This window comes from Tepidiforma sp., assembly GCF_034433535.1.
Taxonomy (GTDB): domain Bacteria; phylum Chloroflexota; class Dehalococcoidia; order Tepidiformales; family Tepidiformaceae; genus Tepidiforma.
The window spans coordinates 1-7,169 of sequence record NZ_DAOUAO010000059.1 but is presented as its reverse complement, the minus strand read 5'-3'; the positions used below and the strand labels follow the sequence as shown (position 1 = coordinate 7,169).

At 69.1% G+C, this 7,169-nt stretch carries 6 protein-coding genes; 2 read left to right on the top strand and 4 right to left on the bottom strand.

What is annotated here, in order from left to right; translation table 11 throughout:
• Together VAE46_RS03070 and VAE46_RS03065 are read left to right on the top strand one after the other, a co-directional pair.
• Positions 1-1,314: glutamate synthase-related protein (locus VAE46_RS03070; RefSeq protein WP_322795444.1), on the top strand; the 1,314-nt coding region annotated here is incomplete at its 5' end.
• Positions 1,307-2,746 carry a glutamate synthase subunit beta gene (locus VAE46_RS03065; protein ID WP_322795443.1) on the top strand — a complete coding sequence of 480 codons (1,440 nt, stop codon included), beginning with the start codon at positions 1,307-1,309 and terminating at the stop codon, positions 2,744-2,746. The genes VAE46_RS03070 and VAE46_RS03065, both read left to right, overlap by 8 nt.
• A gap of 30 nt (positions 2,747-2,776) precedes the next feature.
• Here the strand turns inward: VAE46_RS03065 and VAE46_RS03060 are convergent, their stop codons facing one another.
• The 4 genes from VAE46_RS03060 to VAE46_RS03045 all read right to left on the bottom strand — a co-directional run.
• Entirely contained in the window at positions 2,777-3,367 is a 591-nt protein-coding gene (locus VAE46_RS03060; protein WP_322795442.1) for a DapH/DapD/GlmU-related protein, read from the bottom strand.
• Between the two features lie 63 nt (positions 3,368-3,430).
• Positions 3,431-4,429 (bottom strand): polyprenyl synthetase family protein, encoded by a 999-nt coding sequence (locus VAE46_RS03055; protein ID WP_322795441.1) that lies wholly within the window; start codon positions 4,427-4,429, stop codon positions 3,431-3,433.
• Entirely contained in the window at positions 4,426-6,342 is a 1,917-nt protein-coding gene (dxs, locus tag VAE46_RS03050) for a 1-deoxy-D-xylulose-5-phosphate synthase (RefSeq protein ID WP_322795440.1), read from the bottom strand. Before dxs ends, VAE46_RS03055 begins: the two co-directional genes overlap by 4 nt.
• A 91-nt stretch (positions 6,343-6,433) precedes the next feature.
• The coding region (locus VAE46_RS03045; RefSeq protein WP_322795439.1) for a sensor histidine kinase at positions 6,434-7,169 on the bottom strand (736 nt) is incomplete at its 5' end.

Genomic DNA, 7,169 nt, shown 5'->3' with positions numbered 1-7,169 from the left:
GTGATGAACCGCCTGCGCGACCGCATCGTTGTGCAGGTCGACGGCCAGATGAAGACCGGCCGCGACGTCATCATCGGCGCGCTCCTCGGCGCTGAGGAGTACGGCTTCGCCACGGCGCCGCTGGTGGTGATGGGCTGCGTGATGATGCGCGTCTGCCACCTGGATACCTGCCCGGTCGGCATCGCCACCCAAAACCCGGCCCTCCGCGAACGCTTCACCGGCAAGGCCGAGCACGTGGTCAACTTCTTCCGCTTCATCGCCGAGGAAGTCCGCGGCTACCTCGCCCAGCTGGGCTACCGCTCGCTCGACGAGATCATCGGCCGCACCGACCTCCTCGATGTCCGCCGCGCGGTCGACCACTGGAAGGCGCAGGGCCTCGACCTCTCCGCCATCCTCTACCGCCCGCCGGTCGATGCCTCGGTCGCCACGCGCTGCATCACCACCCAGGACCACGGCCTCGACAAGGCGCTCGACAACGAGCTGATTCGCCTAGCGGAGCCGGCGCTGGAGCGCGGCGAGAAGGTCACCCTCGACCTGCCGATCCGCAACACCAACCGCACCGTGGGGACGATGCTCGGCAGCGAACTCACCCGGCGCTACGGCCATAACGGCCTGCCGGATGACACGATCGACATTACCTTCCACGGCTCGGCCGGTCAGAGCTTCGGCGCTTTCCTCCCGGCGGGCATCACCCTCCGCCTCGAAGGCGACGCCAACGACTACATCGGCAAGGGGCTCTCCGGCGGCAAGATCATCGTGTACCCGCCGAAGGATGCCACCTTCGTGCCCGAGGAAAACATCGTCATCGGCAACGTCGCGCTCTACGGCGCCACCAGCGGGGCCGCGTTCTTCCGCGGCGTCGCCGGCGAACGCTTCATGGTGCGCAACAGCGGCGCCGTCGGCGTGGTCGAAGGAACGGGCGACCATGGCTGCGAATACATGACCGGCGGGCGCGCCGTCATCATCGGTCGGACGGGCCGGAACTTCGCCGCGGGCATGAGCGGCGGTATCGCCTATGTGCTCGACGAAGACGGCACCTTCCACACCCGCTGCAATATGGAGATGGTCGAACTCGAACCGCTGCAGGAGCCGGAGGATATCGACCTCGTCCGCGGGCTCCTCGAACGGCACGTGGAGTACACCGGCAGCACCGTCGCTGCCCGCCTGCTCGAACACTGGGACGAGTCGGTCAAGAAGTTCGTGAAGGTCATGCCCGTCGATTACCGCCGTGCGCTGCAGGAACTCCGGGCACAGTCCCAGAACGACGCCTCCTCCGCCGCCCAGACCCCTCCCGTCGGAGCAGCCCGTGGCTAAGCCAACCGGATTCCTCGAATACCCCCGCGAAACCCCGCGCCGCCGTCCGGTCGAGCAGCGCATCCACGACTGGCTCGAGGTCTACGAAGAGTTCCCCCTCGAGCGCCTGAAGACGCAGGCCGCGCGCTGCATGGATTGCGGCATCCCCTTCTGCCACCAGGGCTGCCCGCTCGGCAACATCATCCCCGACTGGAACGACCTCGTGTACCGGGACCGCTGGCGGGACGCCATCGACCGCCTGCACGCGACCAACAACTTCCCGGAGTTCACCGGCCGCCTCTGCCCTGCCCCCTGCGAGGCCGCCTGCGTGCTCGGCATCAACGCCGACCCGGTCACGATCAAGCAGGTCGAGCTCGAGATCATCGAATACGCCTGGAACGCAGGCTGGGTGAAGCCCCAGCCTGCCCGCCATCGAACCGGCAAGTCCGTGGCGGTCATCGGCTCAGGACCCGCCGGGCTCGCCTGCGCCCAGCAGCTGGCTCGCGCCGGCCACTCGGTCACCGTGTTCGAACGCGACGACCGCATCGGCGGCCTGCTCCGCTACGGCATCCCCGATTTCAAGATGGAGAAGCGCTTCCTCGACCGGCGTCTCGCGCAGATGGAGGCCGAAGGCGTCGTCTTCCGCCCCGGCGTCAACGTCGGTAAGGACGTCGACGCACGCGAGCTGCTGGAAGAGTTCGATGCGCTCTGCCTCGCCGGTGGCGCCACGCAGGCCCGCGACCTTCAGGTGCCCGGCCGCGAGCTGAAGGGCGTCTACTTCGCGATGGAATACCTGCCGATGCAGAACCGCCGCAACGCCGGCGATGAAATCCCGGATGAGGAATTCATCACTGCGAAAGACAAGCGCGTCATCATCCTCGGCGGCGGGGACACCGGCGCCGACTGCCTCGGCACCGCCATCCGCCAGGGCGCCCGCGAAGTCCTCCAGTACGAGATCCTCCCGCGTCCGCCGGCCTCCCGCCCGCCGCACCAGCCGTGGCCGCTCTATCCCAACATCTACCGCGTCTCTTCCGCGCACGAAGAGGGCGGGGTGCGGGACTACTGCATCATGACCACCCGCCTCTCCGGCGAGGATGGCCGCCTGACGACGCTCCACGGCGTGCGCGTGGAATTCGTCGAGGAGAACGGCCGGCAGGTCATGCGCGAAATCCCCGGCAGCGAATTCTCCGAGCCGGTCGACCTCCTCCTGCTGGCGATGGGCTTCCTCGGTCCCGAGAAGGGCGGGCTGCTCGAACAGCTCGGCGTCCAGCTCACCGAGCGCGGGAACGTCTGGGCCGATGAGAACAAGATGACCTCGGTGCCCGGGGTCTTCACCGCCGGCGACATGACCCGTGGCCAGTCGCTCATCGTCTGGGCGATCGCCGAGGGCCGGGCTGCCGCCCGCGGCATCGACCAGTACCTGATGGGCGAAACGCTCCTGCCCGTCAACTGAGCCCGCGGGGTCTCGGCCCCGGTTCGACCGCTAGTCGTCCGCCCGCTCACCGTCCCTTGCGACGGGCCCGAGGGGGCTGGCGTGCGGGAGCACCCGCGCCGGCACCCCGACAGCTGTCGCATTGTCCGGGACATCGCCCAGGACGACCGCGTTCGCCCCGATTCGCGCGTTGTCGCCGACCCGCACCGGCCCGAGGATTTTCGCTCCCGTGCCGATGAACACGAACCGCCCGATGGTCGGCCCATCGAGCGAGGCATCGGGCCCGCCGGTATTCAGCCCAATGGTGACAAACGGGGCGATCGAACAGTACGGGCCAATCGTGGTGGTCCCGTCGATCACCACGTGGCCGTGGTTGATCAGCAGGCCCGGCCCGATCCGGACGCGGTCGCCGATCGAGACGCCCGCCAGGAGCATCGTCAGCCGCCGGCAGAGCAGGGGCAGCAGGGGAACCCGGTGTGCGCGCAGCCAGGCCTGCAGGCGATAGACCAGCACCACCTGTGCCTCAGCCGAGAGCAGAATTGAGGCCACCGTCTCGGCCCGGGGACCCAGCCAGCGGCGCACGACCGGCACGGCGTGCCACGTGACGGCCTGGCGGATGTCCTCGCGGACGTTTTCAAACATCGGCTGCACCCCGGCGGAGGTTAATCCACAGTCCGCCCCGCGACATGGTCCCCCAATCGCCGGCTAACGGTCACGCTGCGCGAGGAAGCTGCCGATTTCGCCCAGCACGGCCCTGGCCTCTGCAGGGATCGCGAGTGCTGCGAGCAGAGCTCCGGCCTCCGCCGCAAGCCGCTGTGCCACCGCTTCGGTGTGCTCCCGGGCCCCGCACCCTTCGAGCAGGCGCAGGGCCTCGGTAATGTCAGCGTCGGTGGTCTCGGGGCGCCTCAGGATGCGCAGCAGCGGCAGCCCGGCGCTTGTGCCGAGCGCATACACCACGGGCAGGGTCTTCTTCCGCCGCGCCAGGTCGCTCGAGGCCGATTTGCCGGTCGCGCCCGGGTTGCCCCAGGTGCCCAGGTAGTCGTCGCGCACCTGGAACGCCAGGCCGATGGCTACGCCCCAGCGGCGGAGGCCCTCGACAACCTCCGGCGGTGCCCCGCCCAGGGCAGCCCCAATGCCGGCGGCGGCGCCCAGTAACGCCCCGGTCTTGCCCTCCACCATCTGGAGGTAGTCATCCTCGGACACCGTATCGGCGCGCTCGAAGGCGATATCCGCCCACTGCCCGGCGACCATGCGCTCGACGGCGTCGAACAGCATTGCGGTCGCGAGCTGGCGGCCGGCGGTCGTCGCCGGCTGGAGCTGCTGGAGCCCCCGCGTATACAGGAAGTTGCCCAGGTTGATGGCCTGCGCCTCGCCGATGACGGTCCAGGCGGTGGGTCGCCCGTGCCGGGTGACGTCGCGGTCCTGGATGTCGTCGTGCACCAGCGAGAAGTTGTGGACCAGCTCGAGCGCAATCGCCCCGGGCATGGCGCCCTCGAGGTCTCCCCCGCTGAGGAGCGCAACCTCCAGGCAGAGCAGCGGGCGCAGCCGCTTCCCGCCGCCTTCGCTCGGGCGCCCGGACTCGTCTTCCCACCCCATGACATAACGGCTCAGGCGCAGCAGATCGGCCGGGCCCTCGGCGAGCGCGAGGCGCAGCGACGCCTCAAGCTGCGGGCGGTGCCGCTCGAGCCGCTCGAGCGGGGTCATCGTGCGGGGACGGGAGTTGCGGCCGTACCGGGCCGCGAAGCCAGCGCGGAGCGCGCGGCCTCGGCGATACCCTCAGCGTCAAGCCGGTGGAGCTGGCGCATCGTCGACTGTGGCCCGTGGTCGACGATGGCGTCGGGCATCGCCAGGGCGCCGAGGAAGCGGTCGGCGAGCCCTTCGTCCGCCAGCAGTTCGAGCACCGCATCGCCGAACCCGCCCGCGCGCACATTCTCCTCGGCGGTGATGATGCCGGCTGTTTCGCGGGCGAACCGGAGCAGCAGCTCACGGTCGAGCGGCTTGGCGAAGCGCGCATTGACCACCGCTGCGTCGATGCCCTCGGCGGCGAGCAGCTCGGCAGCCTTCAGGCACTCCGTGACCGGGGCGCCGAAGCCGACGAGCGTGATATCCGACCCTTCGCGGAGCACTTCGCCCTGGCCGATGGGGATGGCCCGCATGGGCTGGTCGGTCGGGGCGCCAGGGCCGGTCCCGCGGGGGTACCGCACCGCGAACGGTCCATCGTGATGGACGCCGGTGTAGAGCAGGTCGCGCAGCTCGGCCTCGTCCTTCGGCGCGCTCACCACCATGTTCGGCAGGCAGCGCAGGTAGCTGATGTCGATGAACCCCTGGTGCGTCTTGCCGTCGTCGCCGACGAAGCCCGCGCGGTCCATAGCGAAGACCACCGGCAGGTTCTGCACCACCACGTCGTGCACCACCGAATCGTAGCCGCGCTGCAGGAACGTCGAGTAGATCGCGGCGATGGGGCGCATGCCCTGCGTCGCAAGCCCGGCGGCGAAGGTCACGGCGTGCTGCTCGGCGATTGCCACGTCGAACACGCGCCCCGGGTGCTTCGCGTGCACCGGCGCGAGGCCGGTCCCCTCGAGCATGGCCGCCGTGATGGCCACCACCCGCGGGTCCGATTCGATGAGCTCCTGCGTGGTCTGCGCGAACACCTGGCTGTAGGTCGGGCGAGGCTTCGGCGCCGCCGGGTCCTGCTTCTTGAGCCAGTAGGTCCCGGAGTGGCTCTTGATCGGGTCCGCGGCGGCTTCCGGCACGCCGTGCCCCTTCTCGGTGAGCACGTGCAGCAGGACCGGCTTGCCTTCGACCCGCTTGATGGCGCTGAGCGTCTGTTCCAGCTCACGGATGTCGTGCCCATCGATGGGCCCGTAATACTCAAATCCAAACTGCTCCCAGAACCGTGCGGGCACGAGCAGGTCGCGCAGGCTCGCTTTGACCCGCTTCGCTCCAGCCCAGACGTGTTTCCCGAGCGGCAGGTGTTCGACGAGTTCGCCAATCTCCCGCTTCGCGTTGCGGTAGAGGGGGTCGACGCGCAGCTTGTTGACGTTGCGGCTCAGGGCGCCCACGTTTGGCGAGATCGACATCGCGTTGTCGTTCAGGATGACGATGAGGCGGTGGAGGCCGAGGTGCCCTGCGTGGTTCATCGCTTCGAGCGCCATGCCGCAGGTCATCGCCCCGTCGCCGATGACGGCGATGCTGTAGAAGTCCTCGCCCTTCAGGTCGCGGGCCACGGCCATGCCGACCGCGGCCGAAATGGAGGTCCCGGCGTGGCCGGCGCCGAAGACGTCGTGCTCGCTCTCCTTGCGGTCGGCGAAGCCGCTCAGGCCGCCGAACTGCCGAATGGTGTGCATCCGGTCTTTGCGGCCGGTGACAATCTTGTGGACGTAAACCTGGTGGCTGACATCCCACACGATCTTGTCGCGCGGGGAGTCGAACAGGCGGTGGAGCGCCAGGGTCAGCTCGACCACCCCGAGGTTCGAGGCGAGGTGCCCGCCGCCGCCAATGCCATCGACCGTTTGCACCAGGAACTCGCGGATCTCCTGTGCCAGCGCCTCGAGCTGGTCGTAGGTGAGGCCCCGCAGGTCGCGCGGGCTTTCGATGCGATCAAGTAGCTTGGTCACTCCGGGTCCCCTCCTGCCAGCTTCCAGTACGCCATGCTGCATCCGATTGTGCCGTACGGCGGCTTACCCGTCCCGAACGCGGAGTTCGCGCCTACGGGGCGCGGCCCTCCCAGGCCAGCTCCGCGGCCCGTTGCGCGGTGGCGGCCGCCTGGGCATTCGACGGAGCCTGCGGGAAGGTGACGCCGAAGGTGCTGCCTCTGCCGGGTTCTGAGGTGACCCACACCTGCCCGCCCATGCCCTCGACCAGCTCGCGGACGATGGCCAGGCCAAGGCCCGTGCCGCCTTCGCGGCGGCTCCTGCCCTTGTCCACGCGGTAGAAGCGGTCGAACACGTGCGGTAGCGCCTCAGGGGGAATGCCCGGGCCGTTGTCCTCGACCTCCGCGTAGACCTTCCCGTCCCGTGTGCCGGTACGAACCTGAACCGTCGAACCTTCACCGGAGTACTTGATCGCGTTGTCGACGAGGTTGAGCACGCACCGGTACAGCAGGTCCGGGTTGGCGAGCACCTCGGGCACCGGCTGAAGCTCTCGGGCCAGCGCGACGCCGCGCTGGCTTGCGAGCGGTTGCAGCTGCTGCACAACCTCTGCGGCCACCTCGCTAAGGTCGGTCGGTTCCCGCTCGATGCGGCTGCTATCCCCGTTGGTGAGCAGCAGCAAGTCCTCGCTCAGACGCGTCAGCCGCTCCGTCTGCGCCTTGATGGTCGAGACCAGCTCGCGGTACTCCTCGATGCTGGCCTCCGGGTCCATCTCCGTGACCTCGATGTTCGTGCGGATGGCCGCGAGCGGGGTCCGGAGTTCGTGCGAAGCATCCTGGACGAACCGCCGCTGC

What these genes read in the sequence shown, in the direction of transcription:
- VAE46_RS03055 (WP_322795441.1), bottom strand. Translation starts at nt 4,429, where the DNA reads ATGACCCCGCTCGAGCGGCTCGAGCGGCACCGCCCGCAGCTTGAGGCG.
- VAE46_RS03060 (WP_322795442.1), bottom strand. Translation starts at nt 3,367, where the DNA reads ATGTTTGAAAACGTCCGCGAGGACATCCGCCAGGCCGTCACGTGGCAC.